Here is a 22,122-nt window from a genome sequence, read left to right as displayed (position 1 = left end):
AAAAATATGGAGGAGCCAGTGAATAAAGAAAAAATAATGGATTTGTATGCACGGTTTGTTTCGCCAGGAAAGGTTTTGATGTACAAAAAGTATGATATTGCGCTGGTACCACATAAACGCCAAGGAGTGTTTATATATGATATTACGGGTAAGCGCTATATAAACTGCCATTGCAATGGTGGTGTGTTTAACGTAGGGCATCGCAATAAAAAAATAATGGATGCCGTAAAAAAAGCTATGCAGCGGTATGATATTGGCAACCACCATTTAATAAGTCAGCCTAAGGCAATGCTTGCACAAAAATTGGCTGCTACCATGCCTGCTGGGTTGAATCAAGTGGTGTATGGTGTATCGGGTGGCGAGGCAATAGATACTGCAATTAAGATTGCACGTGCAGTAACAGGTCGTCCAAAGATAATTTCTGCAGTTGGAGGCTATCATGGGCATACGGGATTTGCTCTTGCCGCGGGTGATGAAAAATTTAAAAAGCCGTTTGAACCACTTGCTCCAGGTTTTTTACAAGTACCGTTCAATGATATTGAAGCAATGAAAGCAGTTATAGATGAACAAACCGCTGCTGTAATTTTAGAAACAATTCCAGCTACATTGGGTATTGTTGTTCCTGATAAAGATTACTTTAAAAAAGTGTCTGAGTTTTGTCATTCAAAAGGTGCGCTTTTAATCATTGATGAAGTTCAAACAGGTTTTGGGCGCACAGGCAAGCTATGGGGTTTTGAGCACTTTGATGTGGTACCTGACATTGTGGTATTGGGCAAGGGAATGAGCGGTGGCATTTATCCAATAACCGCAACTATATATAAAGAAGACTATGCGTTCTTTTTCAAGGAAAATCCTTTCATCCATATTTCTACATTTGGTGGCAGTGAAATTGGCTGCTTTGCAGCCATGGCGGTTTTGGATATGTGCGATAGCTCCTTACTTAGTCATGTTAACAAAATGGCACAGTATTTTATAAAAAAACTCACTGCACTTTCTTCACAGTATTCAAAATCATCATTTTCGGTACGAGGCTTAGGATTGATGATGGGGCTTGCATTTGCTGATGAAACGACAGCTCTTTTTATGGTTAAACTGTTATTTGATAATGGAGTGTATGTGGTGTATTCAGGCAATGATCCCAGAGTGATTCAGTTCTTGCCACCATTGATAATAACACAGAGAGAAGCTGATTTAGTTATTGCTGCTGTAGAGAAGTCATTAAAAGCTTTGTCATAGTAAGGGGATTATCATGGAAGATGACCATAAAGATATTGTTGAACATCTTACATTTTTACATACTGTTTACGAACTTAAACGCAAGCGTATCAGATTTATGCAATTGGCATCTGTTGACAGCCAGCTAAAAGAATTATCAGAAAACTTTTACAAAATTTGGGATAAGACATCAAAAGGATTTGTACTAAAATATGAACACCATCAAGCAAAAAGTATTGATGTCATAAAAGGGCTTTTTGGTTTGCATGATGAAATCATTACTATAATGCGTGGTAACAAAGCCATTCTTACTGTTGATAAAATCAGGTTTTATCAGTATTTAATCCGTCATGTTGCAAATTCGCGTGCACTTCACTACCTGTATAACCTGTTTTATGGTGATGAGGGCGTTTCAATAGAAAAACTTGTTAGAGAACAGTTACCATATTTAGAACGATATCTGCCGACATTTAAAAAAATTGATAAGATTAACAATCTAAAAGAATTAATCTTATCGCAGTTTGATGTGCAGAATATATGGTCTATCATTGAGATCTATGATCGTATTCGTGATAATCTTATTCAAGATACCGATTTGTATAAAAAGTTTGTAAAAGATTTTGCCCGCTTGTATCGAGAGGAGATTAAGCTTAAAATACTTGGGTATGGCGAGATATCGACGGTGATGCAAACAATGCATGGAGCAATAATCACTGAATCGTTTGTAAAAATAAATATAACTGAATCAGATTGGGTTTGGAAGCGGATGCCCCCTATCGACACATATGATGATGTTGAAGCACTAAAAAAGGTATATTATGAATACAGGGAAATATTAACCAAAAAGATTGGGATACAAGTACCAGAGCAACAATTCCGGTATTTTAAAAACAATGGCTGGTATACAGTATACGCTGGTCAGAAGAAAGTTAATCCACTCATGGTTGGTAATACGCTTGTAAAACGATTAGATGAAAGTAATGCGATTGCTCTGTTCAATAAAGTGTTGTCTGAATTAAGAAAATGGTATTTGTTTAATAAAAGCGGTAGCACCATTACAGTAGGTATTGACGGCCAGATATCGAATTGGGTGCTTTTGTCAATTGATGGGGCCCTCAATTATGTTGGCACAAATGATACACTGCTTTATATAGATACCAGTACACCGTTATATCGTGTAAATGGAGTGGAACAACTTAATGCAGAATTATTTTTAAAAAACACACCATGGTTTTTGAGAGCAATTATACGAGCTTTCTTTTTGAAGGAGGTGTTAGACCGTTACTATGATATTCGGTCGGTTGTTATTGATTGTATAGCCAATCTATATAAAGAAAAAAGAGAAGACCTGATACCAGGATTTGTTAAAGCTGCAAATTATTTTTTTGCTACGCTGGATGAATCCTTACAACCTATAACGCTTGAAGAAGTAGCAAAGTATTATAAAAGTGATGCATTTATATGGCGTCTGTTTCAGTTTGCACGCAGAGTTGATAAATTTGTGACCGAGTCAATTTTGCGAAAAAAATATATGTACCGATTGCCTGAAAAAATAGAACGGTGAATTACGTGAGTACACTTTTCCATCCAAGCGCAAGTACTTTTTGTGCTTCTTCAACATGTTTTTTACGTGGCAATGATGGATGAGCATGTGCCATCAGTGCAATGAGAATTGCCAGTTCCATTAACCGCACGGTATAATCTCTGTTATTTATTTCAATAGTGACAAATGTATTGTACCGTAATTTCAAAGGTATAATGAATGAAATTCCCAAATCCCATTCAAGTGCTACTTTAGAAACTGCATTATGCACAATTCTATTGTTAATACGAACAATCCCTCGTGAAAATATGAGTTTTGTATCCTGAATGCCTAATTTTTTGACACTGCGGTAGATAAAATTAATTAATGCATGAGGCATATTACAGGTAAAGTAGCAATTGCCTTTTACCTTCTTCAATGGCTTAATCACTTTTTGTATTTTACCTTTAATTCTGCGGGGGATTACTATATATTGTTCTGCGTTGTCGATTTTATTGAGCGGAATTATGTTACTGTTCACTGTTTACCCGCTAACAGTATAATTATTAATAATATAATTATACATTGTTTCTAACGCTCTGTCATAAGGTCCATCAATAGAGGTATCAATTATAACATCTTTTCTGTTTTTTTCAAACCAATGGTATAGCATACGCATTCCATCTTTTACTGTTGATGCACTGTGGCATAATTTTACAATCTTTCGCATTTCATCACGGCTAAAAAAATTACGTGCGCCATTAATCACAAAAATAAAATGACGCAGGTCATCAGCTTCTACCACTTCAAGCTTATCTTTGCTGTAATCCTGTCGTTTTGCAGTGATGGTTTTAACATCAAGGTCCTGAAATTCCTGTTGTAATTTTTTAACTTCTATATTATGCAAAAGTACTTTGGCCTGCTCATATAAAAAGTTGAGGCTTTCTTCATCCAGTTTTTTAAGTAATATATTTATAGCTTTGATATATTGTTGAATGGTATTGTGAGAAGATGTTTTTGTTTGTTTTTTGGATTTGCTTGTAGAATTTTTTTTGGGTTCTTTTTGCTTGGCTTTTGTCATAATGAGATGCCTCCTGCAACACTAAAACATTTTGATGCCATTTTAAAATATATAGTGCTATAGAATCTTTTGTTTCAATGGGATTCATTGTTTACCCTAAAATGGCATGTTATCATGTTCCAATTACGTTTGGTTGTTGCATACAATGATGATTGCAACTTATTATAAAATAAAACATTGCTGAGATTTTAAATTTTATTATGAAATTCAAGTTAAGATAGAAAATATTAAAAAATCAATTATAATTTTATATAAATATTCAACAATACTGGCAAATTCAACAATTAAAGTTTAAACCTGAAATAGCGTTTAATGAATGATACTTTGCCTTTGTTATATGGTGGATAGCGAAGGAATATATCAATAAAAAAAGGTTTTTTTAATACGCTTTTATAGTGAGTAAATGTATCAAAACTTGCTTTTCCATGATAATGTCCAATCCCACTATCGCCAACACCACCAAACGGCAAATACGGTGAAACGTAATGGGAGATAGTATCATTTATACAACCCCCACCAAATGATAGCTCACTGATTACTTTTTGCCACACACTCTTCTTTTTAGTGAAGATATATGTAGCTAAAGGCTTTGGAAATAATTTGACTGTTGTAATTACTTCATCAATGGAATTGAATTCAAGTACTGGTAGTATTGGCCCAAATATTTCTTGCTGCATAGATGGATGTTCCAATGTTACATTAGTTATAACAGTGGGAGCAATGTAGCGATTTTCTCTATCAGTGTGGCCACCGATAACTATCGTACAATCATTCAACATTGGTGCTAATCGATCAAACTGCTGATGATCAATTATACGTGCAAAATCAGGGCTTGTTTCAGGGTTTGCGCCATAAAATTCGATTATATATTTTTGGGCTGCATCAATAAACTCACTTATATTTGATTTGTGCACCAGTGCATAATCCGGTGCAATACACGTCTGCCCAGCATTAATAAATTTACCCCATACAATACGCCGGGCTGATGCATCAATATCGGCATCTTCGAATACTATTGCAGGGCTTTTGCCCCCAAGTTCAAGTGTAACTGGAGTCAAATGTTGTGAGGCTGCCTGCATTATGGTTTTTCCCACATCAGTACTACCTGTAAAGAAGATATAGTCAAATTTTTGATTGAGGATCTCTTCATACACCCCAGGGTATTTCTGCACTACTGCAATGTATTCTTGAGGGAAAAATTCATTTATCATATCATACAGAATCTTTGAGCTTTCCTGTGCTGTATAGGCAGGTTTTATCACAGCGCAGTTGCCGGCAGCTATCGCACCAATTAGAGGATTGAGTACTAAATTTATTGGATAGTTCCATGCACCAATAATGAGTGAAACCCCGTAAGGCTCAGGAAAGATATAACTTTTTGCAAAAAGATGCACAGCAGGAGTTTTTACCTTTTGTGGCTTTACCCATTGATTCAGATGCTTTATGATGTAGTCAATTTCATATATTGTTACAGCAATTTCAGTGGCTATAGTTTCATATCTTGGTTTCTTAAAGTCTTTATCCAATGCTTCAATTATACGGTTCCCATACGCTTTAATTGCTTTACGCAATGTAGCAAGCTGCTTTAATCTGAAATCTATATTTTTTGTTACACCAGTTTCAAAGAACTTTTTTTGAGCAGCAAGAATTTGGCTTACTTTAGTCATGGGTACCTCCGTTTAGAAAATTAATATAAAATAATATATTTACAATAAAATATCAATAGAGAAGGTAAAATTATTTTAAGCGATAGTTATTATAAAAATCCACATATTTAAATGAGTTTACCTATTCAATTGATTAAATCCACACGATGGTGAATACAACCATATGTGCTCAGTAGCAAAGAAAATATACTTGCGTATTTTATTATATATGTAATATTAAGATTATAGAAATAGAATAAAGTAGAAACTTTGGGAGGAAAATGGATATGAGCATTGAAACAACTACATGTATATCATACCATCATTTGGATATTCTCACACTACTTGCTGCACAGCACAATATGTCGCTGAGAACCTTTGTATCATCGCTTATCAATTTTGCCGCACACACCAAAAAGGGTGATATAAAATATTTTAAACAGCTGAAATACCGGGCTAAAGGTGCTGGTGAGTGGAAGAGATTGCATCTTGTGCTGTATGATGAAGAGTATGAGTTTTTTATGGATTTAAAGAAGTTGTGGAAGATGTCGTTGGCCTTAATAATTGCGTTTTGTCTTGATAATGTTTTGGATGAATTTTTGAAATTTTTATCAAAAGCAGAGGAGGAACAAGACTATTATACCGATAACTATCGATATAGTGGTTACACATTTGAAGTTGGTTTTGAAGAAAATATATTTTTTTATAAGTTATATTGGGGTCCGCATCCAAAAATAATACAAAAAGCCTTATAAATATAAAATAGAAAGATATACCAGCAATCTTTTATGTAATCAACAAAAGTTCTATTGAATAATATTTTCAAAATTGCAAAAATGGTTGAAATGTAATTAACTTTTTTAATTGTTATTTGAAGTTATTAATTTATTATTCATATATATCGAACTATTATGAATAAGTGGACACGTTATTGCGCACTTAAGGAGCTATCTAAAATCATAATGTTTTAATGGTATAATTTTAAATTTTTTATCATGGATATTATGAAAATACAAAAAATATATTGACAGTTTTTAATACTACATGTAGTGCATCTCTTTAAATTATTAAATGGTTTAGCTATGACATTTTCGCGTGACCATATTGGATATTTTATTGGATTTGTTATTCTTGGTGGTATACTTGGAATAGCATTTGGTTCTTTTCTAGTAAAGCTGGCGCCATCGTTAGCCCTGATTAATGCGCCACTCACAAAACCAATAGGTTTTGATCTTGAAATACTAAGTGTTTACTTTAGGTTTAATATATCTGCAATTATTGGAATGATTGCAGGTGTTCTTTTGTTTAAATGGATTTAAGCTGTACGGTTGCACCCGCAACTATCACGCATTCTGGATAATACGGAATGTAAAAATGTAAACTGGCGTTTAAAGGCCGGTTGCCACATGCCATAAGTTTATTAGTATGAGCTATCGCATATAGTGAATAAAGTTCAAATGGACATGTACAATGTTTATTTGATATGTATTAGTTATGCTTTGTAAGTATTGAATTTTATATTTACAGGAGGTATTTCATTGTCAGTAATATCAATGAAAGCTTTGTTGGAATCCGGGGTTCATTTTGGGCATCAGACTCGAAGGTGGAACCCTCGAATGGCACAGTTTATATTTACTGCGCGTAATGGTATTCACATTATCGATTTGCAGAAAACGATGCAGCGACTTAAAATTGCCTATGCAGCTATGAAGGATATCGCTGCAAAGGGTGGCAGGGTGCTTTTTGTTGGTACAAAGAAGCAAGCACAGGCCGCAGTAAAAGAATATGCGCAGAAGTGTGGCCAGTTTTATGTGTCAGAGCGCTGGTTGGGTGGATTGCTTACAAATTATAAAACCGTTTCGCGTTCAATTCAGCGTTTGAAAGAACTTGAACAAATGGAAGCAACTGGCAAATGGGAAGCAGAAACCAAAAAGGAAATTTTAGAGCTTACCCGTGAGCTAGAACGCAAAAGAAAGGTTCTTGAAGGTATCAAAGATATGGATAGGCTTCCAGATGCCCTGTTTATCATTGATCCAAAGCGGGAAGCTATTGCAGTACAGGAAGCCAGAAAGCTTGGAATACCAATCTTTGCAGTGGTTGATACAAACTGCAATCCGGATGAAATTGATTATCCTATTCCGGGCAACGATGATGCTATAAGAGCTATCGCCCTGTTTTTAGAAGTTATGGCCAATGCTATTATCGAAGGCCAATCAGCAGGCCAGGTGAGCGGTGAAGCTGTTGAAGCAAAAATTGACTTTGTGGAAGAAGAGGCTGAGGCAAAACCTGAAAAGGATTACGCTGAAGAATATGCCGATGAAATTGAAGAATATGAGGATGATGGTCGTTAATTGTAATTTACACTTTTATATATTTTTACAAAATAAGGAGTAGTACCGTGGCAGAAATTACGAGCGAAATGATAAAAGAATTACGTGAAAAAACTCAGGCAGGGATGCTTGATTGTAAAAAGGCATTAATTGAATGTGGCGGCGATATGGAAAAAGCAGTTGACTATTTGCGTAAAAAAGGATTGGCCGCTGCCAATAAGCGTGAGGGGAGGGTAGCAAAGGAAGGTATCATTGCTTCCTATATCCATAGCAACAATAAGATTGGCGTTCTTCTAGAGCTTAACTGCGAAACTGACTTTGTTGCACGCAATCAGGATTTCCATGACCTTGCTAAGGATTTATGTATGCAGGTAGCAGCGGCAAATCCATTATATGTGTCTCCTGAAGATGTTCCTGCTGAAGTGTTAGAGCGCGAAAAAGAAATTTACCGTGAACAGCTTAAAGATAGCGGCAAGCCCGCTAACGTAATTGAAAAAATAGTTGAAGGAAAACTCACAAAGTTTTATTCTGAAGTGTGTCTGCTTGAACAGGAGTTTATCAAAGACAACAAAGTAATTATCAAAGACCTCATTAAAAACAGGATAGCCACCTATGGCGAAAACATCACTGTAGGTCGTTTTGTACGGTTTCAGGTTGGTCAGCGATAGTTATTAAATAAGGTTTGACTGGATGGAATCAGAGTCACAGACAAAATACAAACGGGTTTTACTTAAATTAAGTGGAGAAGCGCTTGCCGGGCAACAGAAGGTGGGAATCAATCCTGAGATTGTTTCCCACATTGCCCGTGAAGTGAAGAGTGCCTATGACCTGGGAGTTGATGTTGCACTTGTCATTGGTGGAGGCAATATCTTCAGGGGATCAATAGGTACATCTATTGGCATTGAGCGAGCAACTGGCGATTACATGGGGATGCTTGGTACTATTATTAATGCTCTTGCTGTGCAAAGTGTGCTTGAAAATATGGCAATACCTACCCGTGTAATGACAGCCATTGAAATGCGTCAGGTTGCCGAACCATACATTCGCAGGAGAGCGTTACGCCACTTAGAAAAGCGAAGGATTATTATCTTTGCTGCGGGAACAGGCAATCCATTCTTTACTACTGATACTGCTGCTGCTTTGCGTGCTATTGAAATAGGAGCTGACCTTCTTCTTAAAGCCACCAAAGTTGACGGGGTGTATGACAAAGACCCAGCAAAATTTCCTGAAGCGCATAAAATTAATGCTACTTCGTACATGGATGTGTTGCGTCAACAGTTAGGGGTAATGGATTATACTGCTGTTTCATTATGTATGGAAAATAAATTACCACTGGTAGTTTTTAATCTGTTTGATGAAGGCTCATTGGTTAAAATTTTAAAGGGAGAGGAAGTAGGTACTCGTATTTCATAACAATGATGTTGTACTGATACCAGTATTTGTACATCTACAATCAATGTAGAAGCAAAGAACTAGTGAAAGGTGTTCATTCATTTTTTAAATATGATTCCTAAGATTTGCTTTTAAATATGCACAACAAATGAGGGTGGGGACAGAACCTTATAAAGGTGTTGTTCCAAAACCCACAGTGGAAGGACTAATAAATAACTATAAAATAATAAGAAAGTAATGTACATTGTTGTAAGAGACGTCTTTACATTGATGATAGAGGGCATGTAAGCGTGATAATTGCCCTTTACAAAAACTATAGAACCTATTTCTGGGGGAATATATGATAAAAGATATCCTTGATGATGTAAAAAGTAGGATGCAGAAAAGTGTTCAGACTTTGGCTAAGGATTTTGCAACAATTCGTACTGGCAGGGCTAACCCTGCTATCTTTGATAATGTTAAAGTGGAGGCATATGGAACTGAGATGCCTCTTAACCAGGTCGCAACAATATCCTGCCCTGAGCCACGGCTTGTAGTAATACAGCCCTGGGACAGGACCAACCTTGGTGCCATTGAAAAAGCTATATTAAAATCCAATCTTTCTTTGACTCCAAATAATGATGGCAATATCATTCGTATTCAGATACCTGAACTTACCGAAGAGCGCCGCAAAGAATATGTAAAGATGATAAAGCAAAAAGCTGAGGAATGTAAGGTTGCCATTCGTAATATTCGACGTGATGGCAATGATATGGTAAAGGACCTTGAAAAGTCTAAAGAAATATCTGAAGATGAAGCAAAGAATGCTCTGGACGAGATTCAAAAGATTACTGACAAGTTTGTTGCTGAAGTCCAGTCAATGACCGACAGCAAAGAAAAAGAGATTATGAGCTTGTAACTTTACAAGCTCTTTATTATACTAATTAATATGCTAATTAATTATAAGAAAAAAATAGACTATACCAATATTCCTCATCACGTTGCCATCATCATGGATGGCAACGGAAGATGGGCAAAAAGAAGGGGGCTACCACGTATTGAAGGGCACAGGCGAGGAGCTGAAGTTATTGAACGTTGCATGGATACAGCACTCCAGCTGGGTATAAAGGTTGTTTCGCTCTTTGCATTTTCAACCGAGAACTGGTCACGACCAAAAGAAGAGATAAATGGCCTATGGAACCTTCTTGAATCATTCTTTGAAAAGAAATTAAATACTATAATTGAAAAAGGTGTACAGGTCAGACATTCCGGCAGCCTTAAAGAGTTGCCTCCAAATGTGCAACGTATCATCACCCAAGCAGTAGAGAAATCTAAAGACAATTCCAAAATTATTTTAAACTTTTGCCTTAACTATGGCGGACGACATGAGATTATTCATGCGGTGAATGAATGGTTGCAAAAAAGGCATTCAGAGGAGCTATCGCTTACACCCGAAACGTTTGAGCAATATCTATATACACACGATTTACCGGATGTTGACCTTTTAATACGAACAAGTGGTGAATATCGTATAAGCAATTTTTTGTTGTGGCAGATAGCATATGCGGAATTAGTATTTATGAAGGTATTGTGGCCAGATTTTAATGAGAAACATCTCTACCAGGCAATATATGAATACCAACACAGGGAGAGGAGGTTTGGTGGCGTATGAAAGAGCGCACCCGAAATACATTAATACGGATTCTCACTGCAATTGTAGCATTGCCGGTGTATGTGTTTTTGATTGTTACTGATGCATTATATTCATTGCCAATACTTTTGGTAAGCATAATTGTTACCGGTGTGTGTTTGTGGGAATTTTATCAAATTGCCCAAGGTGAAACCGGCTACAAACCATTTATTAAAGCTGGAATTATTTCAGCAATTATCATTAACATTGTTATGTATTCGTATGCGTATGGCAACATAACTGGTATTGGTAGTATTACACTGAATTTTGATGTACGCTATTTGCTTGCTGTTGTGATGATAGCAATAAGTGTGATAGCTACAATACATATTTTAAAACGACCGTTAAAAGGTGGCATCTATTCATTAGGTGCTACTATACTGGGATGGTTTATTATTGTTATACCGTATGCTCATATAATGTTCTTAAAACCATTACGTGATGGGATTATCTTCATAATCTTTGTCCATCTCATTGTTATGATTAACGATACCGGTGCTTACTTTGGCGGAGTATATTTTGGAAAACATAAGGCAGGTTTCAAAGCATCGCCAAACAAATCATGGGAAGGGTATTTTACTGGACTTTTATTTGGCATTGTGTTTGCAGTGTTGTATAGTCAATTTGTTGAAACATTTTATGGCAGATATTTCTTCAGTATTGTTGAGTCAGCTATCATAGGGATTATCTTCAGTATTGTAGGCAATATTGGTGACTTGCTTGAATCAGCAATGAAACGCGATGGTGCCATAAAAGACTCTGGTTCAATTATTCCGGGACATGGTGGGATGTGGGATGTATTTGATTCAACAATATTTGCGATGCCATTGTTTTACTATTATCTAATGATAAGAGGAATTGCATAAGGTTGTATATTATTTATGCTTTCACGCGTGATAATATTAGGTTCAACCGGTTCTATTGGAATTTCTACTCTTAAAGTGATACGTCAATTTAGCAGCAAATTTGTTGTCACTGGGCTATCGTGCCATAAAAATATAGCACTCTTAAAAGAGCAGATACGTGAATTTAATCCACAGTATGTTGCAGTGAGCGATGAACAAACATGCAACAGTGATGATTTTAAAACCTTGAAAAAAGAATTTGGTTCTATAGTTTTTTATGAAGGACTTGACGGATTATGCCAGCTGGTGACACACGATGCTGATATTCTGGTTGTTGGAATAGTAGGGGCTGCTGCGCTTAAACCAACGCTTGAGGCTTTGCCACATGTAAAACGCATTGCCATTGCAAATAAAGAGACACTGGTAATGGCGGGTGACCTTTTTTTACGTCTTCTTAACCAATATAAGGTAGAACTTTTACCTGTTGATAGTGAACATTGTGCTATATTTACATTGCTGGATGGTAAACAAAGCAATTCCATAAAACGGATAATTTTAACAGCAAGTGGTGGAAGTGTACGCCATAAGCCCATTGATGCTCTTGATACTGTGACGGTAGAAGAAGCACTAATGCACCCTACCTGGGACATGGGCAAAAAGATAACAATAGATTCTGCTACATTAATGAATAAAGGGCTAGAGGTTATTGAAGCTCACTATCTGTTTTCACTTCCGTATGAAGCAATTGATGTTATTATTCATCCTGAAAGTATTGTGCATGGCATGGTTGAGCTTGTTGACGGCACATTGCTGGCACATATGAGTATTACTGATATGGTGTATCCTATTCAGAAAGCATTGAATTATCCTGAGGTTGTTAGTAATAATTTTGGATCAGTTGATTTACTGCAGTTATCCACATTGCATTTTGCTCATCCTGATAGCACTCGCTATCCTGCACTTGGATTGTGCTATGAGGCGGGCAAAAAAGGCGGAACAGCACCAGCTGTTCTCAATGCTGCAAATGAAATTGCAGTACAGGCATTTTTGCATAAGAAAATTGCATTTACTAAAATTGTATCTGTTGTAGAAAAGGTGTTGTACAGGCACAAGTGTATTGACAACCCTGACCTTGCAGCAATTTTTGCAGCAGATGCAGAAGCACGGCAATTAGCATTAACATTTATATGAGGTAGATAATGGTAACACTTACGTATATTGTGGCAGCAGTTGTTTTATTGGGATTGTGTATTTTTGTTCATGAGTTGGGTCACCTTTTAGGTGGAAAAATGGTAGGCATTAAGGCTGAAGTGTTTTCCATAGGGTATGGCAAGGGCTTTATCAAGAAAAAGTGGGGCGATACAACCTATCAAATAACTCTTATTCCATTTGGTGGCTATTGCAAGTTTTATGGCGAAGACCCAAATGATCAGCGTGAAGGCAAACCATATGAGTTTTTAAGCGCACATCCTCTCAAGCGTGTAGTTACAGTACTTATGGGACCACTTTTTAATTTGTTTTTTGGCATTATACTTTTCTTCATTATGAATATGCATGGCTATCCGGTTGAAACAAACAAAATTTATATTCCCGAATATCTCACTAAAGGGGAGTATGTTTCCCCAGCGTATGAAGCGGGACTTAAAACAGGAGATATTATTGTTGCAATAAATAACGAGCAGGTAACAGGTTTTACGGATATTCAAAGCAAGGTAGCTTTTTCCAAAGGCAGGCCTATCATTGTCAGAGTGGTGAGAGGCAATGATTCATTTACAGTTACTATCGCCCCAAAAAAATACACTAAGAAAGGATACTATACCATTGGTGTGATGCCGTATGGCGACAGGGTTCTTGTTATGGGTATACTTGATAATTCACCAGCTAAGAAAGCAGGCTTAAAAGAAATGGATGAAATCATTGAAGCTAACGGTACACAATTTCACTCGCCCGAAGAATTTACGCAATTTGTACGAAAACATCCACAAAAGGAATTATCCCTGACCATTAACAGGGGTGGCCGTCTTATAACCGTGCCCATTACACCAATAACCAAAGAAGTGCTGCGCATTGACCAGTTTACTGATATGCGATTCCCAAAAGAAACATATTCAATTACCGTTGATTCGTTAGCATTAATACAAGCAGCAGCTGACAAGGGAAAGGTCAGGATTAATGACAAAGTAGTACAATCGTATGAACAAATGAAGGATATCATTAATGCTTCACGGGGTGCAATTACCCTGCACACTCCTGGTGGCACCTATAAGGGTATTATGAAATTTGAACGTTACGGATTTGTGGGAATAGAAACAGCTATTTCCCCTGAAAATAAATTTATTCGGTATGGAGTGTATGATGCGTTTGTGAAATCTCTGGTTGACCCGTTTGATTTTATTGCGCTCAACTTCAAGGGCATTGGAATGATGTTTTCAGGTGAGCTTGATGTGCGGCAGAATTTGTCAGGGCCAATACGTATAGCCAAGATTGCCGGTGATACCGCATACTATCGTGGTGTGTCAGCCTTTATTATTCTAATGGCAAAGATATCAATCATTCTTATGGTAATGAACCTACTTCCCATACCAATGGTTGATGGCAGCTTTATTCTCATCTTTTTATATGAGGCAATTACCCGCCGCGCGTTTAGCCAAAAACTTTTGGAAAAAATTCAGATGATTGGCTTTGCCATACTGGTGCTTTTAGGAATATTTGTTATATTTAATGATTTATCATTTTTGCCTTTCTTTAAGGATTTATTTTAAAGTGGCCGATAGTAACTAATTAATGAATTACACACGCAGAAAAACTCTTACTGTCTATGCAGGCAGTTTGGCTATTGGTGGCGATGCACCTGTGTCGGTACAGTCAATGACCAATATCCCAATACGCCAGGTAAAAGAGACAATTCAGCAAATTCAGAAGTTGCAGGAAGAAGGTGCACAGCTGGTACGACTGGCATTGCGCACTGAGGACGATGCACAGTACATAACGCAGATTAAAAAAGAAGTTGCAGTACCACTGTGTGCGGATATTCACTTTAACTATAAAATTGCTCTCAAAGCTATTGATAACGGAATTGATAAACTGCGAATTAATCCCGGCAATATTGGAAGCAAGGACAATGTCATCACACTTGTGAATGCAGCGCGTGAAAGAAATATTCCCATACGTATAGGTGTCAACTCTGGTTCCGTTGATATAAAAAAATATGGCCAGGTAAATCCGCACACGCTGGTTTCTTCTGCTATGGAGCATGTGCACATTCTTGAGGATTGTGGTTATACTAATATTGTCGTGTCAATTAAATCATCAGATTTGCTGCAGACAATAGAAGCAAACAGGCTCTTTGCATCAAAGCGAAATTATCCCATCCATATAGGCTTAACCGAAGCAGGATACGGCACCGACTGTATCATAGCAAGCAGTATGGTAATTGGCACATTGCTGTATGAAGGCATAGGCGATACCATTCGCGTTTCAATGACTGGGGATCCGGTGAATGAAGTAAAGGTTGCAAAACGCATACTGGAGATAGGCGGTTTTAGATTCAGTCCTTTTACTATAATTGCGTGCCCAACCTGTGGCAGAACCGACACAAAGCTTGACATTCTGGATTTGACCCAACGGGTAGAAGAAATGCTTATATCACGCTTCCAGAAAGAATTAATACAACAGCAAAAGCACATAACTGTTGCAATAATGGGTTGTGAAGTCAATGGTCCAGGTGAGGCACGCCATGCGGATGTGGGTATTGCAGGGGCACGTGATGGCAGGGTAGTGCTGTTTGCAAAGGGTCAAAAGAAAAAAATAGTGACTGCAGATAAAGCTGTAAAGGCAATAGAAGATGAAGTTGCCAAACTGCTATACCCATGAGATCATAGTTTTGATCCCACTACATTATATAGCAACGATTTTTATATTCTTTATTGTTTTGATGCTTTAAGACTGATAGCTGCTTCGTATGCTAAGAATATTGCTAATATAAATAATAATGCTGCAATTCCTGACACTATATAATGTGCGCTAATAAAATTGTGATACACCATTATTGCAAGAGCACTCAATGTTATTACAAACATAAATATCATAGGTATTTTTACAAACCAGGTTGAGCGTTTGAGCCTTGTGAGCCATACAGTTACAGCAAGCAGAGCTAATGCAGCAAGCAGTTGGTTAGCAGAGCCAAATAGTGGCCATATTTTCAATCCCTGCCCGCTTATGACAAGAATGCCAGCTACTATAACAGCTACAATGGTTGCTGCGTAGCGGTTTTTATAAAATAATGATTGTTGATGATCAGACATATCTTTATCATAATATAATTCCTGCCAGGCAAATCGTGCAAGGCGGGTTGCAGTGTCAAGTGATGTGAGTGCAAATGCTGATACTGCAAGCGATGCAAACGTTTTACCAGCATCATACGGTATTCCTAGTAACGTCATCATGTTTCCAAGACTGTGGGAAAATATTGCAACAGGGTTTGTTTTCATTTGAATATAATTTTCTTTTGCCAGCATAGCAGCAGTGATGAGTGCAACTACAGCAAGAGTTGCTTCAATGAGCATGCCGCCATATCCAACAATGCGTGCATCCATTTCGTTGTTGAGTTGCTTGGCGCTTGTTCCAGATGCCACCAGCGAATGAAACCCAGAAATAGCGCCACATGCAACGGTTACAAACAAAATAGGGAAAAGATATCCTAACTGCGGAGCATGAAGGCCTGAAAATGCAGGTAAACTGATTTCTGGTTTTGCTATAATAATACTTAAGATGCCTAAAATTATAAGTGCATACAATATGAAAGAATTAAGATAATCTCGTGGTTGCAGCAATATCCACACTGGAGTCACCGATGCAATAAAAATATATATCATCAAGAAGTACGACCACTGCATTGCAGTAAGTTGAACTGGATATATGTAGCCTATATATAAAGAAGCCGCCAGCAGTATGACGCCAATAATTGTGGCTAAAGATAATGATAGTTTTAATTTATATAAAAGGTATCCAAATAGTATAGCAACAAAAATGAACAGGCATGAAGAACTGGCTGCGGCAGGTATTTCTTCAAATGTTTTTGAAACCACAATAATAAAAACTGCAATCACAAGTACAAGCGTTGACCATGAAAATATAAGAAAGAAAAACTTCCCTCGTGAGCCTATCTGCTCCTCTATTACTTCGCCAATTGACCTGCCACCATGGCGCACTGATGCAATTAATGCACTAAAGTCATGAACCGCACCCATAAATATACCACCAATGAATATCCATATCGCAACAGGTATCCAGCCAAATGTAGCAGCAACTATCGGCCCAATGATAGGAGCAGCACCAGCAATAGAGGCAAAATGGTGTCCCAATAGCACTGGCGCTTTTGCTGGAACATAATCAATACCATCATACATGGTATGGGCAGGAGTTTGACGTGCAGGGTCAATACCTAAAAGCTTTGCAATCAGCCTCCCATAGAAAGTATATGCCAGTATAAATAATGCTATGGCAATAACCATTAACGTAATGGCATTCATAAAGAACCCCCATTCCTATCTATGATAATTACAACTGCTCGTAGTAATGGATAAGTACTGTAATAAATTATAGTATTATATCAAGTAAAATATGCTTTTTAAGTTGACATGCACGGTAGTACTTAACATTGAAAAAATATAGTCAAAGGGTCAGAGCATGGTTGATGCCAATACATTATTTAATATACTGTCAGGAAACTATGAAATGGGTATTGTGGCATGCACTGTTGAAAAGTTATTACCTCTTTTGCCACCTGATATAAAACCTGAGTATCTGTATCATTCATATCCGCAGCATATAGTGGAAGTAGATCAATTTGCTATTGCAAAGCGCTATGTTACCGTAAAAGAATTTGCACAATTTGTTGCTGATACAGGGTTTGTGACACAGGCGCAAAAAGATGGATGGTCGTGGACGTGGGAGGATAGGTGGACAAAAAAGAATGGTCTTACCTGGCAAAGGCCTTTTGGCATTGACGCACTTGATGCACTGTATATGTCACATTCAGATACAATGTGTGTGCTACAAGTAAGCTGCAATGACGCACGTGCATACTGTGAATATCTCACAGCAAAGACAGGTAATAAAGTTATACTTCCCACGGAGTACATGTGGGAGGCGTTTGCTAGTGTGTATGGTGTACCGGCGATGGAACAATGTGTTGAGCTATCGCCCAATAAAATTATAAATCTTAATGATTACTGTAATGTATTAGTTACAGCAACAAAGAAAGATGAAATACCACCCGGGATCGTGTGGGAGTGGACCGATAGTTACTTTATAGGCTATCCTGGTTGCCGGCCACATAAGGAATATGGAACCACTTATGTGGTGCTTCGTGGTGGCTCGTATTTTAGTCATCCATTGCAGAGGACGCGAGAATACCGCTTCAGGCGATGTCCTACTGCACGAAGCCCCTTTTACACCTTTAGAATTTGTGTTGTGCCACAGTAATGAATTTTTTTCTTCACAGGTTGTGATAATAAAAAAAATAGTACAATTATTCAATTATTGCAACTACACGTGCTGGTGCCGCACTTGCACGTTTAATTTTCAGCGGAAAACATGCAACCTTAAATCCAGTTGAGGGCAGTTTGTCTAAGTTGACAAGCCGTTCCATATGTGAATAAGCAAGGTCAGCCTGATGTGCAGCCCAGAACACTCCTGGTTTGTTGGCTTCCAATGCCTTTTGTGCCTGCAGGTTAAGTGGCATATCCCATCCCCATGCATCTATCCCCATCACCCGCACACCAAAGTTGTAAAGCATTACTGTTGCTTCATAGGTAACTCCACAGCCGCGGAATATGTAATCAGGCTGTCCATAATACTTGTCCATTCCTGTTTGTATGAGAACAATGTCATTAGGTTGTATGCTATAGTGTATGCGTTGTAACTCCTTTTCGATATCTTCTGGAGTGACGGGATTGCCTTCGGGTTTGTGTGTCATATCCAGTTTAACGCCATTGCCATAAAACCACTCCAGTGGAAGCTCATCAATGGTGGGGGCAGGTTTGCCCTGTATTGTGGTATTATAGTGCCAAGGCGCATCAACATGAGTGCTGTCATGAGTGCCAAGTCGTGTGATGGTTTCCGTTGCCCAGCCTTCACCATTTCGCATAAGATGAGAGGGTACTTTCAGGAGCGCTTCAACCTGTTTTGCACCATCAGCGTGCGAGTGGTATTGTATATCAATTTTTAGAAAATCAGGTGTCTGCGGTGGTGATGGCTCAATGGTTGATGAAAGGTCAATTATTTTCATGGCGTTCTCCATTTACCAGAGTATTTTTTTGATTTATTATACTAAATGGGCTGTTACATTATTGCAAATATTTTTTTATATCAATAAATATATGGTGTAGTATATAGACAATTGTTGTATAAGTACCTTACAAATCAATAAGAGATAAATAAATTGACATCGTTTTAAATATATGTGTAGAGTAATTTCTGAAGCTAAAGGTAGGGCCATTGTAAAATATAAATATCATCACAGGGGGTTGCCATGAAGATACCATTTACATTTGATGCAATGATTGCTTTTGGCTGGATGTCAATAATGCTTCTTATTGGGATCATTTTACGTGCCAAGATTAAAGCGTTTCAGACATTTTTAATACCCAGTTGTTTGCTTGGCGGAGCTATAGGACTTATATTGCGAAGTTATGGTATTATACCGCTTTCTGCAGACATTTTAGAAACAATGGCATTTCATTTGTTCAATATTTCATTTATATCAATTGGTCTCACCTATAATAAAGAAAAAGCAGATTTAAAGCGAGCCGGTGAGGTGGTACAGGGTTCTATATGGATGGCAAATATTGAAGGGATTGCGTTTTCAATACAGGCTATAATTGGTGGATTATGTGTACTTTTGTTGAATGCAATAGGTTTCAATCTTTTTCCTGCGTTTGGATTTTTTACTCCATTAGGGTTTACTGAAGGGCCTGGTCAGGCACTATCTGTTGGCAAGGTATGGGAAAATTTGGGTTATGCGCATTCGGCAACGTTGGGGCTTACCTTTGCTGTTGCCGGTTTTTTGTTTGCATTTTTTGTTGGTGTTCCACTTGCAAACTGGGGTATACGTAAAGGAATGGCAGTGCACACTCCAAAAGAACTGTCACCAGAAATACGGAAGGGTATAATTACGCCTACCACCCAAAAAGAAAGTGCTGGTGAACTTACTACACATTCATCAAATGTTGATGCAATGGCATTTCAGGCAAGCATTATGGGGCTAGTATATATGATTACTTATGCTGTTGTGTATGCAATTGGCAGATTACTGAGTCCTGAAATGGGACAGATGCTGTGGGGGTTCTTTTTCTTTATTGGCCTGGTGATTGCGTTTATTACACGTCTTATCATTTCAAAGCTTGGGGGTTTATATCTTATTGACCCGGGCATTCAGCGCCGTATTACCGGATTTGCTGTGGATTATTTGCTTGTTGCTACCATAATGGCAATCCAGGTTGTGGTTGTATGGCAGTACATAATTCCAATACTGGTTATATGTATAACGGGTGGAGTTGTCACAACGCTTGTATGTGTGTATTATGGTAAAAAGCTATGGCAATACAATCTTGAGCGAATGCTTGTTATATATGGTACGGTAACTGGTACTGTATCAAGTGGCTTATTGCTTTTGCGTATAGTTGATCCTGAGTTTAAAACCACTGTTGCGCTTGAAACAGGTGTTATGCTCATGTTTGCTTCACCGTATATTATCCTTGGAATGCTGTGGGTAAGTGCACCAGTGCTGTGGCAATGGAGTTTGATGAAAACCATTTTAGTTTTTGTAGGTATGTTTGTGGTGGCTTTAGCCCTTACAGAAATACAGCGCTTTCTTATATTGAGGAAGACAAAATCGTAAAGAAGCAACAATAGTTTTTATTTCAATATGGTGTGCGATAGCTCATAGTAAAACCACAAAGGTTAGCCATGAAGAACTTAGATGGTAAAGTCACACTTATTACAGGTGGTGCAAGTGGCATTGGTGCTGCAATTGCACATGAGTTTGGCTTTCACGGTGCATCGATAGCAATAGTCGATATTGATAAAAAAGCTCTGCAGAAACAGGTTGCTCTATTGCAGAGTAAAAATATACCTGTGATTGGTATACAGTGTGATATTGCTTCAGAAAAACAATGCTCAGTAGCTATCGCCAAAATAATAAAAAAATGTGGTGGAATTGATATTTTGGTTAACAATGCCGGCATAACGCAACGAAGCCTTTTTGTTGATACTCACACTAAAGTATTCCGTAAAGTAATGGATGTAAATTTTTTTGGTGCTCTCTACTGTACAAAAGCAGCAGTTCATAGTATTATTGAAAGAAAAGGAGTCATTGTAGTGATTACAAGCATTGCCGGCATTGCACCACTTTACGGCAGGACAGGGTACAGTGCAAGCAAACATGCACTTCATGGATTATTTGAAAGCCTGCGGTCTGAGCTTACGCACTACGGTGTGCATGTGATGATGGTATGCCCAAGCTTTACGCAGACAAACCTTCAGTTGAGAGCTCTTTCGGGAAATGGGTCGGTTAATATCAGTAAAAGGGCAGTGGTTGGTAAAGAAGCTACGCCTGATACTGTGGCCAAAGCTGTGTACAAAGGCATTATAAAACGAAAACGAACGCTTGTACTTACGCCTGTGGGCAAACTGAGTTATATTGTGGCAAGGGTATTTCCTTGCCTGTATGAAAAATTAATGATTGATAGTGTTAAAAAAGAATTTCAGTAATGTAAATGTTTATCTTTGTATTCCCTGACCAACGATAATTTTCATGAATTCCCTGAAATTTTTATCGCTAATTCCTGCAGCATCCATCACGCCTAATTTTTTAAACTGTAGCATGCCTTCTGCAACTGCAGACAGAAAGAAGGCAACCATCTTGGGGTCTAAATCCTTGAAGTCGCCTTTTTTTACTCCATCCATGAACGCTCCTGCCATCATTTCAAGCAGTGCTAAATTCTTCTTCTGGATTTCATCTTTATGTGGGTCAGGTTCATCATCGTATTCTGCTTTATATTCTGTTAAGATGTTATAATAATCCCTGTATTCATAATAAAACTTAAGATATGAGTCATAAGTAGATATCAGCTTTTGGGCAGGTGTTCTTCGTGCTTGCATACCTTCAATGAATAGCCGGTGTAATGTATTAATGGCTTCAAGGCAAATAGTGCTGTAAATTTCTTTTTTGTTTTTAAAGTGGAAATAGATAGCTCCGGTTGTCAGCTTTGCACGCTTTGCAATATTGCGTATGGATATCCCATTGTATCCAAATTCAAGAAAAAGTTTACGTGCAATATCAAGTATTTGTTGTCGGTTATTCTTTCGCATGAATACACTCAAAGGGTTTATACTGCATGGGTCAAGAAATTTTCTTTT

22 protein-coding genes are annotated in these 22,122 nt (G+C 37.7%); 16 read left to right on the top strand and 6 right to left on the bottom strand.

The window, feature by feature from the left end; genetic code table 11:
• Positions 1-18: 18 nt before the first annotated feature.
• Positions 19-1,236 carry an aspartate aminotransferase family protein gene (locus N3F66_03630; protein ID MCX8123238.1) on the top strand — a complete coding sequence of 406 codons (1,218 nt, stop codon included), beginning with the start codon at positions 19-21 and terminating at the stop codon, positions 1,234-1,236.
• Positions 1,237-1,249: 13 nt separating this feature from the next.
• Positions 1,250-2,779: a DUF6206 family protein gene (locus N3F66_03625; protein MCX8123237.1), complete on the top strand. Its 1,530-nt coding sequence runs from the start codon at positions 1,250-1,252 to the stop codon at positions 2,777-2,779.
• Position 2,780: 1 nt separating this feature from the next.
• On the opposite strand, the gene N3F66_03620 is transcribed toward N3F66_03625, so the two are convergent.
• The 3 genes from N3F66_03620 to N3F66_03610 all read right to left on the bottom strand — a co-directional run bounded on the left by N3F66_03620 (position 2,781) and on the right by N3F66_03610 (position 5,485).
• Positions 2,781-3,278, bottom strand: a complete 498-nt coding sequence (locus tag N3F66_03620) for a hypothetical protein (protein MCX8123236.1) — start codon at positions 3,276-3,278, stop codon at positions 2,781-2,783.
• Between the two features lie 3 nt (positions 3,279-3,281).
• Positions 3,282-3,818, bottom strand: coding sequence for a hypothetical protein (locus tag N3F66_03615; protein ID MCX8123235.1), 537 nt, complete (start codon positions 3,816-3,818; stop codon positions 3,282-3,284).
• A 284-nt stretch (positions 3,819-4,102) separates the two neighbouring features.
• Complete coding sequence (locus N3F66_03610; protein MCX8123234.1) at positions 4,103-5,485, bottom strand: aldehyde dehydrogenase; 1,383 nt, start codon at positions 5,483-5,485, stop codon at positions 4,103-4,105.
• A gap of 266 nt (positions 5,486-5,751) precedes the next feature.
• On the opposite strand from N3F66_03610, the gene N3F66_03605 reads away from it, so the two are divergent.
• From N3F66_03605 to ispG, 11 genes are all read left to right on the top strand, one after another.
• Positions 5,752-6,219 (top strand): hypothetical protein, encoded by a 468-nt coding sequence (locus N3F66_03605; GenBank protein ID MCX8123233.1) that lies wholly within the window; start codon positions 5,752-5,754, stop codon positions 6,217-6,219.
• Positions 6,220-6,546: 327 nt separating this feature from the next.
• Complete coding sequence (locus tag N3F66_03600) at positions 6,547-6,783, top strand: hypothetical protein (GenBank protein ID MCX8123232.1); 237 nt, start codon at positions 6,547-6,549, stop codon at positions 6,781-6,783.
• 219 nt (positions 6,784-7,002) lie between these two features.
• Positions 7,003-7,815 carry a 30S ribosomal protein S2 gene (rpsB, locus tag N3F66_03595; protein ID MCX8123231.1) on the top strand — a complete coding sequence of 271 codons (813 nt, stop codon included), beginning with the start codon at positions 7,003-7,005 and terminating at the stop codon, positions 7,813-7,815.
• A 47-nt stretch (positions 7,816-7,862) separates the two neighbouring features.
• Positions 7,863-8,462: a translation elongation factor Ts gene (gene tsf / locus N3F66_03590; protein ID MCX8123230.1), complete on the top strand. Its 600-nt coding sequence runs from the start codon at positions 7,863-7,865 to the stop codon at positions 8,460-8,462.
• A 22-nt stretch (positions 8,463-8,484) separates the two neighbouring features.
• On the top strand, positions 8,485-9,207 hold the full coding sequence (gene pyrH, locus N3F66_03585) for a UMP kinase (GenBank protein MCX8123229.1): 723 nt from the start codon (positions 8,485-8,487) through the stop codon (positions 9,205-9,207).
• A gap of 319 nt (positions 9,208-9,526) precedes the next feature.
• Complete coding sequence (gene frr / locus N3F66_03580) at positions 9,527-10,084, top strand: ribosome recycling factor (protein MCX8123228.1); 558 nt, start codon at positions 9,527-9,529, stop codon at positions 10,082-10,084.
• Between the two features lie 30 nt (positions 10,085-10,114).
• Positions 10,115-10,837, top strand: a complete 723-nt coding sequence (locus tag N3F66_03575) for an isoprenyl transferase (protein ID MCX8123227.1) — start codon at positions 10,115-10,117, stop codon at positions 10,835-10,837.
• Positions 10,834-11,721 (top strand): phosphatidate cytidylyltransferase, encoded by an 888-nt coding sequence (locus tag N3F66_03570; GenBank protein MCX8123226.1) that lies wholly within the window; start codon positions 10,834-10,836, stop codon positions 11,719-11,721. The genes N3F66_03575 and N3F66_03570 overlap by 4 nt, the downstream gene beginning before the upstream one ends.
• A gap of 15 nt (positions 11,722-11,736) precedes the next feature.
• Entirely contained in the window at positions 11,737-12,891 is a 1,155-nt protein-coding gene (dxr, locus tag N3F66_03565; GenBank protein MCX8123225.1) for a 1-deoxy-D-xylulose-5-phosphate reductoisomerase, read from the top strand.
• Between the two features lie 8 nt (positions 12,892-12,899).
• On the top strand, positions 12,900-14,462 hold the full coding sequence (gene rseP / locus N3F66_03560; protein ID MCX8123224.1) for an RIP metalloprotease RseP: 1,563 nt from the start codon (positions 12,900-12,902) through the stop codon (positions 14,460-14,462).
• A 22-nt stretch (positions 14,463-14,484) separates the two neighbouring features.
• The gene (ispG, locus tag N3F66_03555) at positions 14,485-15,573 is read left to right on the top strand and encodes a flavodoxin-dependent (E)-4-hydroxy-3-methylbut-2-enyl-diphosphate synthase (GenBank protein ID MCX8123223.1); all 1,089 of its coding nucleotides are present in this window, start codon (positions 14,485-14,487) and stop codon (positions 15,571-15,573) included.
• 50 nt (positions 15,574-15,623) lie between these two features.
• Here ispG and N3F66_03550 read toward each other — a convergent pair whose 3' ends face one another.
• The gene (locus tag N3F66_03550) at positions 15,624-17,231 is read right to left on the bottom strand and encodes a carbon starvation protein A (GenBank protein MCX8123222.1); all 1,608 of its coding nucleotides are present in this window, start codon (positions 17,229-17,231) and stop codon (positions 15,624-15,626) included.
• A 157-nt stretch (positions 17,232-17,388) separates the two neighbouring features.
• On the opposite strand from N3F66_03550, the gene N3F66_03545 reads away from it, so the two are divergent.
• Positions 17,389-18,186, top strand: a complete 798-nt coding sequence (locus N3F66_03545; GenBank protein ID MCX8123221.1) for a formylglycine-generating enzyme family protein — start codon at positions 17,389-17,391, stop codon at positions 18,184-18,186.
• 46 nt (positions 18,187-18,232) lie between these two features.
• Here the strand turns inward: N3F66_03545 and N3F66_03540 are convergent, their stop codons facing one another.
• Positions 18,233-18,991, bottom strand: coding sequence for a cyclase family protein (locus N3F66_03540; protein MCX8123220.1), 759 nt, complete (start codon positions 18,989-18,991; stop codon positions 18,233-18,235).
• Between the two features lie 243 nt (positions 18,992-19,234).
• Between N3F66_03540 and N3F66_03535 the strand changes: the two genes are divergently transcribed.
• Both N3F66_03535 and N3F66_03530 read left to right on the top strand, forming a co-directional pair.
• Entirely contained in the window at positions 19,235-20,602 is a 1,368-nt protein-coding gene (locus N3F66_03535; protein MCX8123219.1) for a hypothetical protein, read from the top strand.
• A 68-nt stretch (positions 20,603-20,670) separates the two neighbouring features.
• A complete protein-coding gene (locus N3F66_03530) occupies positions 20,671-21,474 on the top strand; it encodes an SDR family oxidoreductase (GenBank protein MCX8123218.1) in 804 nt (267 codons plus the stop codon).
• 9 nt (positions 21,475-21,483) lie between these two features.
• Here N3F66_03530 and N3F66_03525 read toward each other — a convergent pair whose 3' ends face one another.
• On the bottom strand, positions 21,484-22,074 hold the full coding sequence (locus N3F66_03525; protein ID MCX8123217.1) for a TetR/AcrR family transcriptional regulator: 591 nt from the start codon (positions 22,072-22,074) through the stop codon (positions 21,484-21,486).
• Between the last annotated feature and the right edge of the window lie 48 nt (positions 22,075-22,122).

The sequence above is a fragment of the Spirochaetota bacterium genome (assembly GCA_026414805.1).
Classification (GTDB): domain Bacteria; phylum Spirochaetota; class UBA4802; order UBA4802; family UB4802; genus UBA4802.
The sequence above is the reverse complement of the archived record's forward strand: the minus strand, read 5'-3'. Positions and strand labels throughout refer to the sequence as shown.

Excerpts from the sequence above, each read along its gene's own strand:
- frr (MCX8123228.1), top strand. The coding sequence starts at position 9,527 with ATGATAAAAGATATCCTTGATGATGTAAAAAGTAGGATGCAGAAAAGT.
- N3F66_03575 (MCX8123227.1), top strand. The coding sequence starts at position 10,115 with ATGCTAATTAATTATAAGAAAAAAATAGACTATACCAATATTCCTCAT.
- N3F66_03570 (MCX8123226.1), top strand. The coding sequence starts at position 10,834 with ATGAAAGAGCGCACCCGAAATACATTAATACGGATTCTCACTGCAATT.
- N3F66_03600 (MCX8123232.1), top strand. The coding sequence starts at position 6,547 with ATGACATTTTCGCGTGACCATATTGGATATTTTATTGGATTTGTTATT.
- N3F66_03615 (MCX8123235.1), bottom strand. The coding sequence starts at position 3,818 with ATGACAAAAGCCAAGCAAAAAGAACCCAAAAAAAATTCTACAAGCAAA.
- N3F66_03625 (MCX8123237.1), top strand. The coding sequence starts at position 1,250 with ATGGAAGATGACCATAAAGATATTGTTGAACATCTTACATTTTTACAT.
- pyrH (MCX8123229.1), top strand. The coding sequence starts at position 8,485 with ATGGAATCAGAGTCACAGACAAAATACAAACGGGTTTTACTTAAATTA.
- N3F66_03605 (MCX8123233.1), top strand. The coding sequence starts at position 5,752 with ATGAGCATTGAAACAACTACATGTATATCATACCATCATTTGGATATT.
- N3F66_03545 (MCX8123221.1), top strand. The coding sequence starts at position 17,389 with ATGGTTGATGCCAATACATTATTTAATATACTGTCAGGAAACTATGAA.
- N3F66_03610 (MCX8123234.1), bottom strand. The coding sequence starts at position 5,485 with ATGACTAAAGTAAGCCAAATTCTTGCTGCTCAAAAAAAGTTCTTTGAA.
- dxr (MCX8123225.1), top strand. The coding sequence starts at position 11,737 with ATGCTTTCACGCGTGATAATATTAGGTTCAACCGGTTCTATTGGAATT.
- N3F66_03540 (MCX8123220.1), bottom strand. The coding sequence starts at position 18,991 with ATGAAAATAATTGACCTTTCATCAACCATTGAGCCATCACCACCGCAG.
- N3F66_03550 (MCX8123222.1), bottom strand. The coding sequence starts at position 17,231 with ATGAATGCCATTACGTTAATGGTTATTGCCATAGCATTATTTATACTG.
- N3F66_03525 (MCX8123217.1), bottom strand. The coding sequence starts at position 22,074 with ATGCGAAAGAATAACCGACAACAAATACTTGATATTGCACGTAAACTT.
- N3F66_03535 (MCX8123219.1), top strand. The coding sequence starts at position 19,235 with ATGAAGATACCATTTACATTTGATGCAATGATTGCTTTTGGCTGGATG.
- ispG (MCX8123223.1), top strand. The coding sequence starts at position 14,485 with ATGAATTACACACGCAGAAAAACTCTTACTGTCTATGCAGGCAGTTTG.
- N3F66_03530 (MCX8123218.1), top strand. The coding sequence starts at position 20,671 with ATGAAGAACTTAGATGGTAAAGTCACACTTATTACAGGTGGTGCAAGT.
- rseP (MCX8123224.1), top strand. The coding sequence starts at position 12,900 with ATGGTAACACTTACGTATATTGTGGCAGCAGTTGTTTTATTGGGATTG.